The sequence below is a fragment of the Sphingomonas larreae genome (assembly GCF_051400595.1).
Taxonomy (GTDB): Bacteria; Pseudomonadota; Alphaproteobacteria; order Sphingomonadales; family Sphingomonadaceae; genus Sphingomonas.
Genome location: NZ_JBLFFI010000001.1, coordinates 1,675,261 through 1,695,224, shown reverse-complemented (window position 1 = coordinate 1,695,224; position 19,964 = coordinate 1,675,261). Strand labels below are relative to the sequence as shown.

General features: G+C 70.0%; 13 protein-coding genes and 1 pseudogene. 6 read left to right on the top strand and 8 right to left on the bottom strand.

The window, feature by feature from the left end; all coding sequences use genetic code 11:
• Positions 1-284: 284 nt before the first annotated feature.
• The 3 genes and pseudogenes from ACMGDM_RS07755 to ACMGDM_RS07745 form a co-directional block, all read right to left on the bottom strand.
• Positions 285-1,346: pseudogene (locus tag ACMGDM_RS07755) on the bottom strand (glycoside hydrolase family 43 protein); the annotation flags it as partial.
• Positions 1,343-2,929, bottom strand: coding sequence for an alpha-N-arabinofuranosidase (locus tag ACMGDM_RS07750; protein WP_436803508.1), 1,587 nt, complete (start codon positions 2,927-2,929; stop codon positions 1,343-1,345). The pseudogene ACMGDM_RS07755 and the gene ACMGDM_RS07750, both read right to left, overlap by 4 nt.
• A gap of 117 nt (positions 2,930-3,046) precedes the next feature.
• The gene (locus ACMGDM_RS07745; RefSeq protein WP_436803507.1) at positions 3,047-4,249 is read right to left on the bottom strand and encodes a carbohydrate porin; all 1,203 of its coding nucleotides are present in this window, start codon (positions 4,247-4,249) and stop codon (positions 3,047-3,049) included.
• A 281-nt stretch (positions 4,250-4,530) separates the two neighbouring features.
• On the opposite strand from ACMGDM_RS07745, the gene ACMGDM_RS07740 reads away from it, so the two are divergent.
• The 3 genes from ACMGDM_RS07740 to ACMGDM_RS07730 are packed head-to-tail and all read left to right on the top strand — an operon-like array spanning position 4,531 to position 6,496.
• Entirely contained in the window at positions 4,531-5,157 is a 627-nt protein-coding gene (locus tag ACMGDM_RS07740; RefSeq protein WP_436803506.1) for an EF-hand domain-containing protein, read from the top strand.
• The gene (tgt, locus tag ACMGDM_RS07735; RefSeq protein ID WP_436803505.1) at positions 5,154-6,302 is read left to right on the top strand and encodes a tRNA guanosine(34) transglycosylase Tgt; all 1,149 of its coding nucleotides are present in this window, start codon (positions 5,154-5,156) and stop codon (positions 6,300-6,302) included. The genes ACMGDM_RS07740 and tgt overlap by 4 nt, the downstream gene beginning before the upstream one ends.
• Positions 6,299-6,496: a hypothetical protein gene (locus tag ACMGDM_RS07730; protein ID WP_219748636.1), complete on the top strand. Its 198-nt coding sequence runs from the start codon at positions 6,299-6,301 to the stop codon at positions 6,494-6,496. Before tgt ends, ACMGDM_RS07730 begins: the two co-directional genes overlap by 4 nt.
• Before the next feature lie 114 nt (positions 6,497-6,610).
• Here ACMGDM_RS07730 and ACMGDM_RS07725 read toward each other — a convergent pair whose 3' ends face one another.
• The 5 genes from ACMGDM_RS07725 to ACMGDM_RS07705 form a co-directional block, all read right to left on the bottom strand.
• On the bottom strand, positions 6,611-7,330 hold the full coding sequence (locus tag ACMGDM_RS07725) for a GDSL-type esterase/lipase family protein (protein WP_436803504.1): 720 nt from the start codon (positions 7,328-7,330) through the stop codon (positions 6,611-6,613).
• Positions 7,327-8,844: a carboxylesterase/lipase family protein gene (locus ACMGDM_RS07720; RefSeq protein ID WP_436803503.1), complete on the bottom strand. Its 1,518-nt coding sequence runs from the start codon at positions 8,842-8,844 to the stop codon at positions 7,327-7,329. Before ACMGDM_RS07720 ends, ACMGDM_RS07725 begins: the two co-directional genes overlap by 4 nt.
• A gap of 206 nt (positions 8,845-9,050) precedes the next feature.
• On the bottom strand, positions 9,051-12,455 hold the full coding sequence (locus ACMGDM_RS07715; protein ID WP_436803502.1) for a glycosyl hydrolase 2 galactose-binding domain-containing protein: 3,405 nt from the start codon (positions 12,453-12,455) through the stop codon (positions 9,051-9,053).
• A 46-nt stretch (positions 12,456-12,501) separates the two neighbouring features.
• Entirely contained in the window at positions 12,502-14,010 is a 1,509-nt protein-coding gene (locus ACMGDM_RS07710; RefSeq protein WP_436803501.1) for a tryptophan halogenase family protein, read from the bottom strand.
• A 58-nt stretch (positions 14,011-14,068) separates the two neighbouring features.
• Entirely contained in the window at positions 14,069-17,203 is a 3,135-nt protein-coding gene (locus tag ACMGDM_RS07705; protein WP_436803500.1) for a TonB-dependent receptor, read from the bottom strand.
• A gap of 278 nt (positions 17,204-17,481) precedes the next feature.
• Between ACMGDM_RS07705 and ACMGDM_RS07700 the strand changes: the two genes are divergently transcribed.
• The 3 genes from ACMGDM_RS07700 (at position 17,482) to ACMGDM_RS07690 (ending at position 19,929) form a co-directional block, all read left to right on the top strand.
• On the top strand, positions 17,482-18,522 hold the full coding sequence (locus tag ACMGDM_RS07700) for a cache domain-containing protein (protein ID WP_436803499.1): 1,041 nt from the start codon (positions 17,482-17,484) through the stop codon (positions 18,520-18,522).
• Between the two features lie 49 nt (positions 18,523-18,571).
• Positions 18,572-19,447, top strand: coding sequence for a type 1 glutamine amidotransferase (locus ACMGDM_RS07695; protein ID WP_436803498.1), 876 nt, complete (start codon positions 18,572-18,574; stop codon positions 19,445-19,447).
• 65 nt (positions 19,448-19,512) lie between these two features.
• Positions 19,513-19,929, top strand: a complete 417-nt coding sequence (locus tag ACMGDM_RS07690) for a cupin domain-containing protein (RefSeq protein WP_436803497.1) — start codon at positions 19,513-19,515, stop codon at positions 19,927-19,929.
• Positions 19,930-19,964 lie beyond the last annotated feature (35 nt).

Genomic DNA, 19,964 nt, shown 5'->3' with positions numbered 1-19,964 from the left:
CACCTGCCCTACCCGCCGCCGTCCTCCCGGCCCCGCGCCGGGATCGATGGCGCCGCCAACGCCGGGACGTGGGCGTACGCGGCACGATGGATCCCGGGACACGCCCGGGATGACGGAACACGTTCGCAACGCCACCGCCCGACGACCAAACAGAGGCGATAGCACTGCCTTACAGAGGAGCTTTGCTAGAACTAATGCGCCATCGCTTTTACTCCGACAGATGAAGCCCTTGGACATGGCCGGCCGCCCGTCGGCTCAAGCTCCCGCGGCGCTCACCCCCGCGCCAGCGGCCCGTTGGCGACCGGCGGATCGAACAGCGGCGTGCCGTCCGCGGCATAGCGGATCGGCTGGACGCGGGTGTGGCGGTTGGGGTCGAACAGCGGGTCGCCCGTGATCGTGGCATAGTCGCGCGCGTGGAACACCAGCATGTCGCGGCCGCGCTCGTCGACGGTAAAGCTGTTGTGCCCCGGCCCGTAGATATGATGCGCCGGCGAGCTCTTGAGCACCGGCCGCGGCGACTTGGACCAGCTGCGCGGGTCCATCAGGTTGGCATCGGCGCGCGCGGTGAGCATGCCCAGGCAATAGCGCGCGTCGGTCGCGCTCGCCGAATAGGTCAGGAACAGGCGGCCATGGCGCGCCAGCAGTGCGGGTGCCTCATTGACCTTGAAGCCCTGCACCTCCCAGTCGAGCTCCGGCACCGACAGCCGCGCCGGCGCGGCGGCGAGCGTCAGCGGCGTCTTGAGCGGGGCGAGATAGAGATTCGAGTTGGTCTCGATGCCGGGCTCGCGCTGCGCCCAGGCGAGATAGCGCCGGCCGCGATGGACGAAGCTGGTCGAGTCGAGGTTGAACGTGTCCCATGGCGTCTCGAGCTGGCCGAGCACGGTCCAGCCGCCGGTCATCGGATCCGCACCGTCGCACACGATCGCATAGGTGCGGATGCGGAACACGTCCTCGCCGCCGCCGCTTGGGCCCGCGGCGAAATACATGATCCATCGGCCGTCGATCAGGTGCAGCTCGGGCGCCCAGAGGAAGCCCGACATCGCGCCGCTCTTCTGGTGGCGCCACAGCACACGTTCCGCCGCGCCCGACAGCCCGGCGAGCGTGCGCGCGCGGCGCAGCACCAGCCGGTCATATTCGGGCACCGAGCCGGTCATGTAATACCAGCCGTCGGTGTGACGGAACACCTGCGCGTCGGCACGCTGGCGCACCAGCGGGTTGACGATCACGCGCGCCGGCGCGTCGCCGCCGTCGCGCCGCGCCCGCGCCACCGCGGGGCCAGCGGCGAGCAGGGCGCCCGCCGCCAGCAGGCGGCGGCGCGAGACCAGGTCCGCGCCGCTCGCGCTCATTGCAGCGTCAGCATCACGACCGACTTGGCCGGCAGCGTCACGTTCAGCTGCCCGTTCGCCAGCTGCGCCCCGGTGAAAGCGGCGGGGGCGACCGCGTTGGGCTGGTCGAAGGTGTTGACCGCGTTGATCGCCGAGGCGGTGAGCACCTGCCCGGTCACGCCGCTGGCAGTGAGCCCGGAGAGCGCGGCCTGCACCGTGATCACACGGTTCGGATCGGCGTTGGCGAGCGCGACGTGCACCACCCCGGCCTTGTCGCGCACCGCCGAGGCACTCACCGCCGGGACGACATATTGGTCCTTGTTGTACCACGGCGAGGTGAGCTCGATCGGCAGCACCGTGCCGTCCATGTACGGCTTGTACATCTTGAACACATGGTAGGTCGGCGTCAGCACCATCTTGTTGCCGTCGGTGAGGATCATCGCCTGGAGCACGTTCACCATCTGCGCGATCGCGCTCATCTTCACGCGATCGGCATGCTTGGCGAAGATGTTGAGGTTGATCGCGGCGACCAGCGCGTCGCGCAGGCTGTTCTGCTGGCGCAGGAAGCCGGGGTGCGTGCCGGGATCCTGCGCGTACCAGGTACCCCATTCATCGACCGCCAGGAAAACGCGCTTCTTCGGGTCGTATTTGTCCATGATCGCGCTGTGACGCGTGACCAGTTCCTCCATCTTCCACGTCTTGGCGAGCGTGTCGGCCCAGCCCGCCTCGTCGAACTCGGTCGCGGACGCGCGCGGCGGCCACCCGCCGCCGCCCGGCACGGTGTAATAATGGAGCGAGAGGCCGTCGAGCTGCTCGCCCGCCTCGCGCATCATCACCTCGGTCCAGTTATAATCGTCGCCGTTCGCGCCCGAGGCGATCTTGACGATCTTGGTGCCCGCGGGCGCCTTGACAAAGGTGGCGTAGCGCCGCGTGACGTCGGCGGCATATTCCGCCTTCATGTTGCCGCCGCAGCCCCACAGCTCGTTGCCGATGCCGAAATAGGGCAGCTTCCACGCCGCCTTGTGGCCGTTCTTGGCGCGCTCGTCGGCGAGCGAGCCGGCCGGCGAGGTGATATATTCCACCCACTCCGCCATTTCCTGCGGGCTGCCGTTGCCGACGTTGCCCGAGATGTAGATCTCGGCGCCGACCTGCTCGGTCAGGTCCATGAACTCGTGCGTGCCGACGCTGTTGGGCTCGGTGACACCGCCCCAGTGCGTGTTGATCTTGATCGGACGCTTGTTCTTCGCGCCGATCCCCTCCCGCCAATGATATTCGTCAGCGAAACAGCCGCCCGGCCAGCGGATCACGGGCACGCCCAGGTCCTTGAGCGCGCCGACCACGTCGTTGCGGAAGCCGCGCGTGTTGGGGATCTTGCGGTCGTTGCCGACCCACAGGCCGCCGTAGATGCCGTTGCCGAGATGCTCGGCGAACTGGGTGAAGATGCGGCGATCGTACGTCGGCCCGGGCTGGTCGCCGTGGATCGTCGCGGTGGCCGGCTTGGCCGAGGCGGCGGGCGACGACGCCGCATCCTGCGCGCTGCTGGGCAGCGGTGCGGCAACAGCCAGCACCAGCGCGCTGGTGAGCGCGTACAAACGTGCCTTCATCCTATCCTCCCGTTATCGGCGCGGCGCTCGTAATGGCACGCACCCTCTCCCGATTACTCAGACATTATGAAGCACACCGGCCGAACGCAACGCTTTTGCTGCCGGCGCCGGCACGCCTCACTGCCCGACCTTCACCCGCAGCGCGAGCACCAGCGCATCGGGCACGTCGCGGCGCCCGGCGGGATTGATCACCCATTGCGCATCAGGCTGGACGCTGAGCCAGGACGCCGCGGTCCAGCGATACGCGCCCTCCACCACCAGCTCGCGCGCGCCGGTCGCCTCCGCGAGGCGGTGGCGCTCGCCGAACCAGGCACAGGCGAACGACAGGCCGAACTGATCGTCGTCGTGCCCTTGGAACGTTCCCGTGCGCACCACGCCGCCGCCGAGATAGCCGGCGACCGCATTGTACCGCGCGTCCGCGATGCCGTAGCGCAGCCACCCGCTGACGCCGGCCCCGCCGCGCGACTCGCCGATCAGCTGGCGCTCGGCGAAGACATAGACGCCGCCATTGCCCCTGCCGCGCGCGTCCGGCCCGTCCGGCGCGCCGATCCGCGGGAAGCGGGCGGTATAGCGCCAGCTGCCGAGCGCCACCTTGGTGGCGGCGTCGAGCCACGCCACTTCACCCGCCAGCAGCACGCCATCGCTGCGACGCAGCTTGATTGCGGTGGCGGCGGGGCGGTCGGGATCGCCGGGCACCCCGTCGAGCACCGCGGCATGAACCAGCCAGTGCGGCCCCAGCCCGACCTCGCCGCGCAGCGCGAGCGACGTCACCGGGAAGATCGACGGCCCGCGTCGCCCCGATTGCGCCAGCTCGGGGCCGATGCCGTGTGACGAGAGCCGGAACAGACCGCCGCTGACCGTCGTGTCGAACTCGGCGTTCAGATTGTACAGCCCCGCCTTCACCGAGGCATGAGCGCCGATGTCCTGCTCGACCCAAGCCTCGAACAGCCGCGTGGTGGCCACCGGTGTCTCGATGTTCGACACGCCCTGCGAGTCGCCGCTCAGCGCCGAGAGGCTGGTGCCGTTGTCGCGGATGACATAGCCGAAGGCGCGCGCACCCCGCCAGCCGATCAACCGGTGCAGATCGAGCGCGGCCTGAAGGTCGAGATTGTCGAGATAGCGCGCGCCGCGCGCCCGTCCGCCCGCGACATCGGCTGCGATCTCCGCAGTATAGACCGCGGACCAGGTCACCGCGCGGTCGCGGCGCTCGTTGGCGGAGCGCGGGTAACCGGTCGGCCGCTCGTCCTGGGCGCGCGCGGGCAACGCGGCGAACGCCAGCCACCCGAGCAGCACGGCGCGGCAGAGTGGTCTGGCCCCCATGTCGAACTCCGCTCCCCCCGTGGCGCGCGCGGCGCTTAGCCGAGCCGGCACGGCGCAAACAAGGGGCATGCAGCGACCGTCCCGGCCTGATTCCCCGGCATAGGCTAGGGCGCTGATGCGACGCGGGAGGTGGGTCTCACCGCCATTCCCCACCTGACCTCCGGCCTGCGCTGGGGAACGGGAACGCCGGGGAGCGTCGCCGCGGCAACGAGGCGTTGCCGCCCGAACGCACCACGATCGCCCCCTTGGCCCGTCGCGCTGCTTCTGCCACGGACGACGGCATGTTCGCGTTCGCCCTGCTCCTCGCCGCCGCGCCCGCGCCGCTCCCGCAGCAGGAGGGCGAGACGGTGACCGTCCGCGCCCCGCTGCCCGCCGCGCCGCAGACCCCCGCCACGCTGGTCGCCGAGCCGGTGGCGATGATGATCGCCACCTTCGACTCGAACGGCGATGCGATGGTTGACCGCACCGAGCTGGAGGAAGGCGTGCGCCGCTCGTTCGAGGCGATCGACACCGCCAAGACCGGCAAGCTGCGCTATCTCGCTTTCTCCGACTGGGCCAAGCGCTTCCTCGGCGACCAGCACGCGCTGCCGAGCCCGTATGAGGTCGACCGCGACGATGACGATGCGATCACGCTCGACGAGCTGGAGAACCATTTCTCCCGCCTGTTCGCGCGCTACGACCGCGACGGCGACCATCTCGTCAGCCGCGCCGAGCTGCTGACCTATCGCACCATGCCGGTCGATGCGCAGGGCCCCACCGCGGGGCGCCGGCCGCCGAAGAAGGAGGACGCCAAGGAGCAGCAGCGCACGGACGGTCGCGGCAAGAACAAGGACCGCGACAGGAACCGGGACCGCGGTGGTGCGCCGCCGGGTGACGGCGACGCGCCCGAGGCGGAGCGCGCGCGATGAGCGCCGCCCCCCGCTTCGCCTTCGCGATCCACGCCACTGACGGCGCCGCGCGCACCGGCACGATCCGGATGGAGCGTGGCGACATCCGCACCCCGGCGTTCATGCCGGTCGGCACCGCCGCGACGGTGAAGGCGATGAAGCCCGCCGACGTCGAACGCGCCGGCGCCGACATCATCTTGGGCAACACCTACCACCTCATGCTCCGGCCTGGCGCCGAGCGGGTGGCGCGGCTCGGCGGGCTCCACGCCTTCATGGGCTGGGAGCGGCCGATCCTGACCGATTCGGGCGGCTATCAGGTGATGAGCCTCGCCGATCTGACCAAGCGCTCGGAGGAGGGCGTCGCCTTCGCCTCGCACCTCGACGGCACGCGCCACCTGATCACCGCCGAGCGTTCGATCGAGATCCAGCGGCTGCTCGGCTCGAACATCGTGATGGCGTTCGACGAGCTGGTCCCCACCACCTCGACGCGCGAGGTACAGGCCGCAGCGATGGAGCGCTCGATGCGCTGGGCAAGGCGCAGCCGCGACGCCTTCGACTCGGGCGGCGCACATGCCGAGCACAACGCGATCTTCGGCATCCAGCAAGGCGCGCTCGACGAGGGGCTGCGCCGCGCCTCGGCCGAGGCGCTCGTCGACATCGGCTTCGACGGCTACGCGATCGGCGGGCTCGCGGTGGGCGAGGGGCAGGCGGCGATGTTCGGCTGCCTCGACTATGCGCCGGCGCAGCTGCCCGTCGACAAGCCGCGCTATCTGATGGGCGTGGGCAAGCCCGACGACATCGTCGGCGCGGTCGAGCGCGGAGTCGACATGTTCGACTGCGTGATGCCGACCCGCTCCGGGCGCACCGGGCAGGCGTTCACGCGCGACGGGCCGATCAACATCCGCAACGCCCGCTTCAACGAGGACCAGGCGCCGCTCGATCCCGACTGCGCCTGCGCGGTGTGCGCCACCTGGACCCGCGCCTACCTCCACCATCTGGTGCGCAGCGGCGAGATTCTCGGCGCGATGTTGATGACCGAGCACAACATCGCCTTCTATGAGGCGTTGATGGCGGACCTGCGCGCGGCGATCGCGCAGGGCGTGCTGGCGACGTTCGCCAATGCGTTCCGCGCGCGTTATGGCGCGGGCAAAGGAGAGACCCGATGAGCGACCAACCCAACGAGATCCTCGCCGAAGTGGCCGCCGCCAAGGCGCACGAGGAAGCCGGCGCCGGCAAGGCGGCGCAGAAAAGCCGCGACCGCCGCTGGCAGGGCGGCAAGACCTGGCTGGCGGCGGGGATCGGCTCGGCTGCGGTGGCGGCGGCGGTGCTGTTCGCCAACTCGCGCCGCGACGAGAAGTAAGAGGGGCTCCGCTGTCTCGTGTTCCTGCGCCTGCAGGAGCACAGAGCGGCCAAGCGTAGCGCTAGTGACCCTGAGCTCCCGCGTTCGCGGGAGCACGCTGGGCTCGACACCTTGCTACAGCTTCATCCCGCGCAACACCGACTCGATCACCGTCGCCATCGCGTCATAGCCGCGCTCGGTCGGGTGAACGCCATCATAGGCCAGCCCCGCCCTCATCCCGCCCGCCGCATCCGCCAGCACGGGCGTGTAATCGACGAAGCGTGCGCCGAGCCGCGGCGCGGCCTCGCGCGCCCAGGCGTTAAAGGCGCGAATCGGCGCCACCGTCTCCAGCCCCGGGCGCCACGGGAAATTGGCCGCGGGCGGGATCGAGCCGAGCAGCACCTCGATCCGGTTGGCGCGCGCGAGCTGGATCATCGCGGTGACGTTGTCGCGCGTCTGCTGCGGCGTCATCGCGCCGGTGTTGCCGGCGATGTCGTTGGTACCCGCCATCAGGTGGAGCGCGCGTGGGCGCAGCGCCACCACGTCGGCCATCATGCGCAGCACCATCTGCGGCGTGGTCTGCCCGCCGATGCCGCGGTTCACGCGCCCCGGCGTGAAGAAGCCCGGCCGCTTGCTGCCCCAGCCCTCGGTGATCGAATCGCCGAGGAAGACGATGCCGACCTTGGCGCGCGCCTCGATCAGCCGGCGGTTGTCCGCGGCGTAGCGGCCGAGCCATGGCCAGTCCTCGTGGAGCCGGCGCTCGGCCGCCTCGTCCGCCGCGGCGGCGGGGGTGGCGAGTGCCCCGGCGGCGATCCCGCCGGCGACTCCCAGCAGTGCGGCGCGTCGATCGATCACAGCGAGCCTCCCAAGCGGCACACGTCCTCGGCGGGTGGCACGGCGGCGCGCACGCCGGCGGCGTCGAGCGTCAAATAGGTCTGCGCCGCGTCCGCCGCAGGCCAGCTCGGCAGGCCGGCGCCGTTGGGGTCGCCCGTCTTCACGAAATTGGCCCAATAGTCGATCAGGTGGAGCTGGCCGAGCGGCTGGTCGGCGTAGATGAACGGGATCTCGAGCGCGTGCCGCGTCGGCGCGCCGGTGGCGCTGCCGTCGAAGAGGTACCGCCACACCTTGCCGCCGCGCTGCCGCATCGTCGTGGCGAAGCGCTGCGCCGGACAGCGGAAGGTCGCGTCGGTGGCGATGCGCTGGTCGCGCGTGCCGGCGCGGTCGGCCGGGTCGGCGCGCGGCTCGGGCTGGTCGAGCCGGTAGAAGCGCCGCGCCTCCGCCTCGTGGCCGGGATAGCTCAGCGCGACGAAAGCGTCGCGGCGGGTGTGCCCGCCGGGCAGGTCGAGCTCGATCCGGTTGGTGCCGATCAGCACGTCGACCCCCGGCGCCGCGGCGAGCAGCCGGTCGGGCGCCGCGGGGAAGACGGTGCCGTCGACGGTGGTGCGCAGCCAGCGGTAGGTGTCATCGGTAAGCAGCTGGTCGTGCGTCGTCTCGCCCGCGACAAGCAGCGGCCAGGCCGCGACCGACCGCACCGCGGCGGCGTCACCACGCGCGCCGAGCGCGTCGTCGACCTGATCGCCGAGCCGCAGCGCCTCCTCGCGCGAGCGCCACGGCAGGCCGAATCCGGGCGTACCGCTCTCCATAATGGCGCGGCGGAACAGCCCCCGCGCGGCCGGGGCAGCGACGAGCAGCCCGACGTCCTGCGCGCCCGCGCTCTCGCCCGCGATCGTCACCCGGTCGGGATCGCCGCCGAAGCGCGCGATATTCTCGCGGACCCAGCGCAACGCCGCGATCTGATCCTGCGTCGCCAGATTGCCGCCGCCGGCGCTACGGTGGTGAAGGAAGCCGAGTGCGCCGAGCCGGTAGCGTACGCCGACCATGACGATGCCGCGCGCGACAATCGGCGACTCGGCCATGTCGCCGGGCGAGCCGGCGTAATTGGCGCCGCCGTGGATCCAGACGAGGACGGGGCGACGGCCGGTGAGCGCCTCGGTGCCGATGTCGAGCGTCAGGCAGTCCTCCGACTGGTGGAGGTAATCGGCGCGGTTCCAGGCGTAATCCTGCTGGGTGCAGGCCGCGGCCGGCGCCGCGGCGTCGCGGACGCCCGGCCAGCGCGCGGGCGGTGCCGGCGGGGCGAAGCGGCCCGGGCCGAGCGGCGGCGCGGCATAGGGGAGACCGCGGAAGACAAGGTGTCCGCCCGCGCTGGTGCCGCGCACGCTGCCGAGGCTGGTGCGCGCGACCGGGGCAGCGCCGTGCTCCTGCGGACGCAGGAGCCCCGGGTCACGTGCGCCGGCGTTTGTGGCCCTGGGTTCCTGCGTCCGCAGGAACACATTGTCGGCGTGAACGGAGGAGACGCTATCCACTCCCACGGCCGTCATCCCGGACTTGTTCCGGGATCCATCCATCCTCACGCTCGCCGGCCGATGAGTGCGCGGCACCATGGATCCCGGACCAAATCCGGGATGACGGGAGAGGCCAGCGAAGTGACCATCGCTTAGCGCGCGAAGGTCGGCACCGACTGCCGTCACTCCAAGCGGCTCCGCCGCCAGCGCCAGCGCGGCGAACAGCGCGCGCCTCACTTCACCGCCACCTTGCTCTCGCGGACGTTCCACCCCGACAGCGTCACCGCCGCCGCGCGGCCGCCACTCGCGGGATAGCGGATCGCGATCACCTTCTTCTCGCCCGGCAGCAGCGCGATATAATTGTCGTCGTAATAGGCGGGCAGCACGCGCTTGCCCGCGGTGTCGACCAGCGTCAGCTTGGCATTGAGCGCGGGCACGGCACCGTCGTTGCTCAGCGTCACGCGCACGATGCGGTCCTCGCCCTCCGCCGCACTCTCTACCGATGTCGCCAGCGCGACCGGCGCGAGATCGTTGAGCGCGCGATAGGCACCCTCGTCGCGGCCGCGCCAGTAGAAGTTCTCCGACATCGTCTTCCCCGCCGCGTCCGCAAGCACCAGCTTGACCAGCACCATCGGATGCTCGGCGAAGAGCCGGTCGAGCGGCACCGCCGCCAGCGTGGTCGCCGCATTGGCCGCGGCGTCGACGCGGTCCTCGCGCGCGAACAGCTCCCGGTTATCGAGCCCGACGACCCGCACGCGCGCGGTCAGCCCGGGCGCGGCCGCCTGGGTGGTGTTGAGCACCACCAGCTCGTTGCCCGGCAGATTGAGCTGGACGTGGAGCGGCTCGGTCGCCTTCTTCGCGCCATAGTAAGCCGCGTGCGTGTCATAGTCCCAGGAGTAGATCTGCCACGCGTTCGACGGCCAGGCGGGATGCGTCATCCACAGCAGCCGGCCCGAGTTCTTGCTCCAGAGATGGCCGAGGAACCCCTCGTACATCGCTTTGTGCGTCTCGAGGTTCATCATTTGCGCCTTGCGCTCGAAGTCGGCGAAGCTGGTGCCCGCGCCGAACATCCGGTCGAGCGTCGCCATGAACGTCTTGGTGTCGCCGTTCCCGCTGAAATGCCAGTCGTGATAGGCGAGCACGTCGCCGAGCGGCCAGCGATCCGCGGCGGGCACGTAGCTGGCGATCGACTCCGCGGTCGACAGCGAGGGCGTCCCGGTCTCGACCGAGAAGCCGGTGGCGAGATCAGTGAAATAGCCGACCGGCGGGCGGTAGTTATACGGTCCCGAGCCCTGCAGGTTGACCACGTTCGAGCTGCCGGTGAACCAGCGCGTCCCGTCCAGCTCGAACACCGCCTGATCGAGCCCCTCGTTGAGCGTCGGATAGGGCACGCCCTCGTTGCGGCCGAACCACAGCACGATCGAGGGATGGTTGCGGTAGCGCGCGATCGTGTCGCGCGCATTGGCGAGGAACAGCGAGGGATCGTCGGGCTCGACCTGGAAGTTTTGCGTCGACTGCCAGAAATCGTTGAGCACCATCATGCCGTTCTCGTCGGCGAGATCGAAGAACTCCTCCTCGTCGTTGTTGCCCATCCAGTTGCGGATGACGTTCATGTGCGCCTCGCGCTGGAGCCGGAAGAACGGCTTGAGCCAGTCGTAGCTCACCCGCTTCATCGCATCGTCCATCCCCCAGTTGCCGCCGCGCGCGGCGATGCGCACGCCGTTGACGCGCAGCGTGAGGTGCGGCTCGGGCAGGGTTTCGGCGATCGGCGTCACCGCCTTGGAGGTCGCGCCCGCGGCGGTGAGCGACTCGGCCCAGCCGCGCGGCGATTCCTTGATCGCGGCGTGGCGCACGTCGATCAGCTTGGTGCCCGCGAGCGCGCCGTCAGTGGTCTGGACGTTGACGCGGCGGAGCGCCCCGGCGGGATCGAACAGCGACAGGTCGTAGCTCACCTCGCGGATGCCGAAGCGACCCTTGCGCAGGTCGGACACGCCCGCGGCGTCGCTCACCTGATAAGTGACGTCGTAGAGGTGCGGCGCGCCATAGCCGTTGGGCCACCACAGCTGCGGGTTGGCGACGCGCAGCTGCGGGAAGTCGCGCGGGGTGAAGGCGACCTCGCTGTGCCCCGGCGCGGCGGTGACCTGCCGCTCGACCGTGACGCCGCCGAAGGCGACGCGCACGGTCACCGGCGCGGCGGCGCCGGCATTGTCGAGCGGCACGGTGACATAGACGTCCGCGCTGTCGATGCGCGGCAGCGGCAGATCGGTGACGACATGCGGGTCGCCGATCTTCACCGCACCGGTCGCGACCAGCTCGACCGGGCGCCAGATGCCGGTGTTGCGGTCGCGGACGCCGGGGATCCAGTCCCAGCCCTCGGTCGCGACGAAGGTGGGTCCGTCGATCGCGAGCTGGCCGCCGTTCTCGCCGACGCCGCCGGTGACCGACTGTTCGTGCGGGATGCCAGGGTGCGGCGGCGGGGAGACGCGCACGGCCACGACATTCTCGCCCGCCACCGGCGTGTAGGCGAACTGGCCGCGGATGAAGGCGCCGCGCGTGGCGCCGAGCCGCTCGCCATTGGCCCAGACCTCCGAGGCGTAGTTGATGCCGCCGAAGACGAGCGTCAGCCTTTTGCCCGCGGCCTCGGCCGGGACGGTGAAGCGCGTGCGGTACCAATAATCCTGTCTGGCAAGCCGCTCGGGAATCTGGAGGTTGTTCAGCCCGTAATAAGGGTCGGGATAGACGCCGCGATCGACCAGCGTCTGGAGCACGGTGCCGGGCACGGTGGCGAGGCGCCACGCGTCACCCTTGGCGGCGCCGGGCCGCGACAGCGCCGCGCCGTCGCCAGTCACCTCGGGCACGGCAGCGAGCTGCCAGCCGTTGAGCTGCCAATGGCCGGGGGCGACCGGCTGCACCACCGGCCGCTGCGGCACGGGCTTGGCGACCGGCCGGGTCGTCGCGTCGGCGCGCGACTTGGGGAGCGTCCAGGCGTCCTGCTGGACAGTCAGGCCGATGTTGGCGCTCTTCTGGAACGGCCAGCCGACGCCGATCTCGGTCATCTGCACCGTGTCGAAGTCGGGACGTGCGCGCGCCGCGGCAGCGATCGCGCGCGCGTCGGTCGCGCCGCTCTCTGCCGTCGCGCCGACGAGCTGGCCGCCGAAATGCGTCGCCGCCGGCGGTGCGATCGCGATCACGGGCGTCACCGCGGTGGCGCGGGCCGCACCTCCGCCGACCCGTCGCCCGTCGACATAGAGCGTCGCGCGCGCGCCGTCCGAGACCGCCGCGACATGGACCCATTTGCCCGCGGCGAGCGCCGGCCCACGGACCAGCGCCTCCCCGTCGCGCAGCACCAGCCGGCCACCGTCGAGCAGCAGCGCGCGCTGCGCCGGCGCGGCGCCGAGCGCGATCAGTGCGACGGCGCCGTCCTGCACCGCGTCGGGACGGACCCAGGCGCTCAGCGTATAGGGCGCGCCCGCCGCGACCAGCGCGTCGGCGCGCGCGAGCGGGCGCGCGATCCCGATCCCGCCGGCGAGACTGCGCACGTTGTACGGACCGCCATTGCCCGGCACGTCGGCGCGCGCCGCAATGCCCCCGCCCAGCGCCAGTCCGGTCCCCGCCAGCAGCCATGCCGCCCGCCTCATGCTCGACCCCATCGTCTCTCTTTCCGGTTCGCGCCGCGGCGCTCTGTCACTGCCCCCCGCCGGCGACGCGGCGGAGGAAATCCTGGTGCGGCTCGGCCCGCCGCAGCGTGCCGTCGATCGCCTCGCGCATCCGCGTCAGGCTGTCGGTGAGCGTCGCAACGTCATATTGGTCCGCCATCGGCGACGCGCGCGCAGGCAGGTCGTCGAAGCCGGCGTAGAGGCTCAGCCAGCTCGCGTCCTGGAACGTGTCCCACTCGCGCCGCACGAACTCGCCCGCGGCGCGCCACGCGTCGAGCTTGGCCTGGAGCCCGTCGGTCGGCGGCACCGCGCGGATCGCGTCCCAGAAAGGCTCGCCCTCACGCCGGTTCGGCAGATAGTGCAGCAGCAGGAAGTCGCGGATCCGCTCGAACTCCAGCACCGACTGGCAGTTGTAGGTCGCCGCCAGCCGCGGGTCGAAGCCTTGGTCGGGGAACAGCGGCGCGAGCCGGTCGAGCCCCGACTGGATCAGCGAGATGCTGGTCGATTCGAGCGGCTCGAGGAAGCCCGAGGCGAGCCCCAGCCCGACGACGTTCTTCTCCCACAAACGCGCGCGATGCCCCGCGGTGAAGCGCAGCCGGTTGGCGGGGGCGAGCGCGTCGCCCTCCAGGCTGTCGCGCAGCAGCGCCTCGGCCGCGTCGTCGCTGGTGAAGTCGGAGCAATAGACATAGCCGTTGCCGGTGCGGTGGCGCAGCGGGATATGCCACTGCCACCCCGCCGGTCGCGCCGTCGCGGTGGTGAACGGGCGGTGCGGCCCCGACGCGCGGCACGGGAGCGCCACCGCGCGGTCGCACGGCAGCCAGCGGCGCCAGTCGACGTACGGCACCTCCAGCGCCTCGCCGAGCAACAGGCTGCGGAAGCCCGAACAGTCGATCCACAGCTCGCCCTCGACGCGCGTGCTGTCCTCGAGCCGCACCGCGTCGACGGTGCCGCGCTCGCCGTCGCGCAGCACCTCGATGATCCGACCCTCGACGTGGCGGACGCGGTTGGCGAGCGCGAGCCGCTTGAGCATCGCAGCGAATTTGGACGCGTCGAAATGGAGCGCGAAGTTGAACACGCCGAGATCGTTGGCGGGCCGCTCGGCGGGCGGCAGGAACAGGTCACGCTCGGCCAGCTGGGTGGCGAGGCAATAAGCACCGAGCGGGATCGGGTCGCCCGCCTGGCGGAGCTTGAGCCAGTAATGGTGGAAGGCCACGCCACGCGCGGCGACGCCGTATAGACCGAACGGGTGGAAGAAGTCGTGGCCATCGCGCTGCCAGTCACGGAAGCGGATGCCGTATTTGATCGTCCCCTCGGTCTCGCGCAGCACGTCGGCCTCGCCGAGCTCGACCGCGGCGAGGAAGTCGCGGATCGCCGGTACGGTCGCCTCGCCGACGCCGACGGTGCCGATCGCGGCACTTTCGACGACGGTGATGGCGAGCCGCAGATGCGCGAAGCGACGCGCCAGCCAGGTCGCCGCCATCCAGCCGGCGGTACCCCCGCCGACGATCGTGATCGAGCGGATCGGTGCGTGCGTCATGATGCGTCCCTCACCCGCCATCGCTCCTGCCGGAGGGCAGAAGCGATGGCCATGGTGATCAGAAGCGGACGCGCGCGCCGGCGATGAAGCGCCGCTCGTAGATGTTCTCGTACAGCACCTGGTCGGGCCAGGTGAGATAGTAACGCTCGGTCTCCGCGGTCAGGTTGGAGGCCTGGCCGTATAGGGTGAGGAACGGCGTCACGTCATACGAGATCGAGGCGTCGAGATAGTTGGTCGGCTGCTGATATTGCGCGAGACCGTTGATGCCGCCGTAATTGGACGACACCAGCCGCTTCGAGCGATAATTGTAGGCGACGCGCGCCTGCAGCCCGTACTTCTCGAACCAGAGCGCCGCGTTGACCTGGTGCTTCGAATTGTCCTGGAACGGCTGGTTGCTGCCGGCCAGATCGACCAGGCCGGCGTCACCCAGCGACAGCGTGTAGTTGGCGTCGACGCCGAAGCCACCGAACAGCCCGTTCACGCCGTAGTCGGCGAGCGACTGACGCGCCGAGAGCTCGATGCCCTTGAGCGTGCCGCCCTCGCCCTGGCGGAAGGTGTTGGTCACCACGTCGCGGCGGATCACGCCGTCATTGTCCGGGATGTCGCTGCGGAACTCGGTGGTGCGATCGATGAAGCTGTCGACCGCGATGTAGAAGGCGCCCGCCGCCACCAGGCTCGACCGGCCGGTGTAATATTCGAGACTGCCCTCGACGTTGGTCGCGCGCCACGGATTGAGGTTCGGGTTGCCGAGCGAGTCGGCGCTCTGGGCCTCGAACCGCGACGGCGACACGCCGGTGTTGATCGCATAGTTGATGTTGAGCCCGCCGCCCCACTGCTGGAAGTCGAGCAGCGTCATCGTCTTCGAGAAAGCGGCGCGGGCGCGCAGCTTGTCGGTGACGTCGAAGGCGATGTTGATCGACGGCAGGAAGTCGGTGAACTCGCGCTCGGTCACCAGGTCACCCGCATCGACGCCCGCGACGCCGTACGGCTGCGGCACGCCGACGATGTTCTGACGCACGTTGAGGCGGGTGTTGACCACCTGCAGGCCGCCGTTGGCGCGGAACGGCATGCCGAGCAGTTCACCCTCGCCCGAGACCTGGGCATAGCCCGAGATCTGGCGCGTGTTGACGTTGAACGACGACGCCGGGTTCACGACGTTCTGGCTGCCGGGGTAGAATTTGTTCTGCCACGCCTCGCTGTCGTCCATCGCCTTCGGATCGAGCGCCCACAAGGTCGGGGCACCGGCGGCGGGCAGCTGATACTGCTTGATCAGCCCGGCGAAGATCGGGTCGGTCGCCTGGCGGGTGAGCCCCGCGGTGTAGGCGCGCCCGGCGGGATCGAGCACCGAGCACGACTTGTCGTTGAGGTTGACGTCGAACGCCTTCCACTTGACGAGGCAGCCCGCCGCCGGGTTCTGCGGGTTGTCGGTGTTGCCGGCGTATAGCGGCGAGACGCGGTCGAAGGTGAACTGCTCGACGCTGCGCTCGCCGTAGCGGGCACCGAAGGCGATCTTCAGCTGGTCATTGGCCTGCCACTCGCCGTCCGCGCGCAACGCCCAGATGTCGCCGTTCTGATACTGGTTACCCTCGGACGAGACCGTCTTCAGGCCGTAGCGCGACGCATCGCTGGCCTGCGCCAGGAAGGCCGGCGAGAAGCCGAACACCGGCGCGCCGCTCGAATAGTCGACCGTCGCGGCCTGGCTGTACACCTGATAGCCGGTCGGGTTGAACGTGCGGTCGCCCCCGGCCGAGGCCGGATAGTTGCCAAGGCCGCCGATCGCCGCGCCGGGCGGGTTGGCGCTGCCGTCGGGCTGATAACCCCACTGGCGACCGTTGGTCAGGCTGAACTGGGTGTACGACTGATCGCGCTCGCGCGAGGCCTTGCCGTAGATGCCACGCACCGTCGCCTTGAACGTATCGCTCGGCTTCCAGTCGAGCTGCAGATTGTAGTTCTGCGACTCGCTCTTGGTGCGGAACGTCTCCGAATAGCTGTCGAAGCTCGGCAGGCTATAGGTATATTGCTGGACTGTGTTGACGTTGAAGCCGTTCACCACCGCCCCGGTGTCGCGCGACTGGGTCGGCGAGAAGGGCGACGACAGCCAGTCGACGTTCTGGAACTGGAAACCGGCGGTGCGGTCATACTGCGTCTGGCGCGTGTAGAAGCCGTCCGCCGTCAGGCGCAGGGCGTCGTTGATCTCGAACTGGAACGACGCATTGGCGCCGAAGCGCTGGCGATCCGTGATGCGGTTCCAGGCGGTGTGCGACTGCGGCGTGATGAAGGAGTCGTTCGCGTCACCGTCGCCGTTGACGTCATAGCCGACGATCGCGCCGGCGGCATTGCGGACCGGCGCGCCGCGGTTGACGCCGTTGTTGCCGATCGCGAAGTCACCCTGGTTGGTGGCACTGCCCGCCTCGGTCCGCAGCGCGGCGCCATAGTCCTGCACACCGCGGAAGCTGTTCGCCAGCGTCAGGTCGCTGTACGACGCCGACACCAGCAGCCCGACGCGGTCCCCGTGATAGGCGACCAGCCCGTTGAACGACGGGTTCCACTTCTCCGTCTTGTCGCCATACTGGCCCTCGGCCGCCGCGGAGAAGGTCAGGCCCTGCTTGAGGTCGAACGGACGCCGCGTCAGCAGGTCGATCGTGCCGGTGAGGCCGGCCTGCTGGAGCGACGCGGTCGGCGACTTGAACACGGTCGCGCCCGAGAAGAGCTGCGACGGGATGTCGGTGAAGTTCGGCTGCACCGTCGTCACCGAATTGGCGCCGAGGAACTGCTCGCCGTTGAGCAGGGTGGTCACCTGCGGCAGGCCGCGGATGTTGACCGCGGCGCCCTCGCCCGCGTCGCGGCGGATCTGCACGCCCGGGATACGCTGCAGCGAGTCGGAGATGGTGACGTCGGGCAGCTTGCCGATGTCCTGCGCGCTGATCGCCTCCACCACGCTGTCGGCGTTGCGCTTCACCTCGATCGCGCGCGCCTGCGACGCGCGGATGCCGGTGACGACGATCTCGGCCGGCTCCTCGCCCGCCTGGTCCGGCGCGGCGACGCGGTCCGGATCGGTAGCGGCGGCGTCTCCGGTGGCGGTACCGGCACCGGTCTGCGCGGCGGCGGTGAGCGGCAGGCCGAGCAGCCCCGCCAGCGACACCGCGGCGAGCAGCTTCGCCCGGTTCGCGCTCAATCCGTTCAGGCTCTTCATATTCCCTCCCTGGACGGCACCGCTCTCTGGCGATCCGTCAACCAAATTGATTTAATTCATGCGGTTGCTGGCGCTGTCAAGCGGCGAAGCAGTGCTGGAAGCGCTATGTTGTGAACGTTCCATCACATTCTGGCAATTAAATTGTACGAATCGGTTCGAGGCGGTGCTCCGGCGCGCCGCGTCTCGTCCGCCGTTCCCCCGCTCCCTAACGGTCACCGGCTAAGTTACTTTAGATTCACCTTCTTTCCGTATACCTACGGCTCGCTCTAGGAAGATCTATGCCGCGTCGCATCCGCTCCCTGTTGGGATCGCTCAGCACCGAGGTTCGCGCCCATGCCGATCGGTCGGAGGCGATCGCGTCGCAGACCAAGCTGCTCGCGATCAACGCCGCGATCGAGGCGGCGCGCGCCGGCGAAGCGGGGCGCGGCTTCGGCATCGTCGCACAGGAGGTGAAGTCGCTCGCGGCGCAGGCGAGCAGCTCGTCGCATGCGTTCCGGGAGGAGCTGCTCGGCCGGCTCAGCCAGGGCAGCGAGATCGCCGCGGAACTGGTCAGCGAACTCGAGGGCGGACGGCTCGGCGAACTCGCGCAGTCGATCGCGGACGCGCTGGCGCGCATGCTCCACGACCGCTCGGTCGACGTCCGCTTCCTATCGTCCGATCACGCGATCCGCGAGAGCCTGCTGCTGGATACCGACGCGCGCGCAGAGGCCCGGGCGCTCGAGCGGCTGCGCGCGCTGCTCAGCTATTCTCCTTATTTCCTCAACGCCTTTCTCGTTGACGCCGAGGGCGAGGTGCGGGTCTGCGCGCACGAGAACATGGCCGTACGCAACCTTCACTTCGCCGAGTTCGCGCAGTTCCGGCGGGTGATCGGCGGCGGCGCCAGCGCCGGCTGGCTCACCGACGAGGTCTGGGAAAACCCCTGGTCGAATGGCCGCAAGGTGCTGATCTATGTCGCGCCGGTGAGTTGCGACGGGGTAATCACGGGGATCTGCTATCTCGAATTCGACTTCGAGGGGCAGGTGGCGGAGATGATCGGGGTGATGAATCGGGCCTCGGCGCGCGCGACGATCTCGATCGTCGATCCCGAAGGTCGCGTCGTCGCGACGACCGGGCGCTACCGCTATCTCGAGGCGCACCCGCACGTGGTCGCGGGCAAGGAGCGGCTCACCCGCTCGCTCGACGGTCTCACCGTGGCGCAGGCGGCGGTGCCGAGCGATTTCGGCATGCCGGGGCTCAGCCTGCGTTGCGTCATCGAGGATCATGTCGCCACCGAGAACGAGATCGTGACGGCGCTGACCGCGCGCGGGCAGAAGCGCTAAGTTACTGAACGAACGGAGCCTTTGTCGCTGGCCCCCGTTAAGCCGCGACGTGTCCGAACCGCTCACCCCGCCGCTGTCGCTGCTCGTCGCCGAGAGCGAGCCTCCCACCGCCCGCGCGAAGCGACGCGAGAGCGTCGGGCGCAGCTCGGGCGAGACCTATGCCGCGCTGCTCGGGCGGCTCGCGCCCGACGCGCACATTGAGCGCATCACCCCCGCGGACGACGAGCACGCCTTCAGTGCAGCCGAGCTCGCCCGCTATGACGCGGTATTCCTCACCGGCTCGCCGCTCCATTTGTACGACGACGCGCCGGAGTGTCGCCGCATCGTTGCGTTCATGCGCGCGGTGTTCGAGGCGGGGGTGCCCGCTTTCGGCTCGTGCGCGGGGTTGCAGGTCGCCGCGGTGGCCGCGGGCGGCTCGGTGCGCGCCATGGGGGAGCGGCGCGAGGCCGGGTTCGCGCGTCGTATCGCACCGACCGCCGCGGGGCGCGACCATCCGCTGCTGCGCGGACGTCCACTCGCCTATGACGCCCCCGCGATCCACACCGACGAGGTCGCGGCGCTGCCCGACGGAGCGACCCTGCTGGCCAGCAATGCGGTAACCGCCGTCCAGGCCGCCGAGATCCGCTGCGGCGAGGGCGTCTTCTGGGGCGTTCAATATCATCCCGAAATCAGCCTGCGCGAGGTCGCCGCGGCATTGCGGCGCCAGGCCGACGATCTGGTCGACCATCGGCTCGCGCACGACGGCGACGAGGTCGCCGCGCAGGCGGCGCTGGTCGACGCGCTCCACGATGCCCCCGATCGGCGCGACCTCGCCTGGCGGCTCGGGCTCGACGCGCAGGTGACCGATCCGGAGGCGCGCACGATCGAGCTGCGCAACTTCATCGACCATCTGGTGCTGCCGACGCGCGCGCGGCGTCGCGGCTGACGCCGGCGGGGAACGCTCCCGCCGCTCGATCGTCCGACCCTGCGACGCAACCCAGGAGGAACCGGATGGCGATCTTCAACAAGGACATGGTCGAGCTCGCGCAGAAGAACGAGCTGTGGCAAAAGGAAGTCTACCGCGACGCCAAGGTGCAGATCGTGCTGATGAGCATCCCGGCGGGCGAGGAGATCGGGATGGAGACCCACCCCGCCGACCAGACCACCTTCATCGTCGCGGGTGACGCGCAGGTGGTGATCGACGGCCACTCGACCAAGGCCGGGCCGAACCATCTCGTGGTCGTGCCCAAGGGCGCGCAGCACAATATCGTCAACAAGGGCACCGGCGAACTGAAGCTCTTCTCGGTCTATGCCCCGCCGGCCGAGCCCGAGGGTGCGGCGTTCCGCACCAAGGAAGAAGCGGAAGAGGCCGAGAAGGGGCTGCTCGCCAAGGCGGCGGAGAAGCTGCGCGAGGCGGTCGGCCACTGATCGCGCGGGTCGGGGATCGTCACCGCGGGTGACGA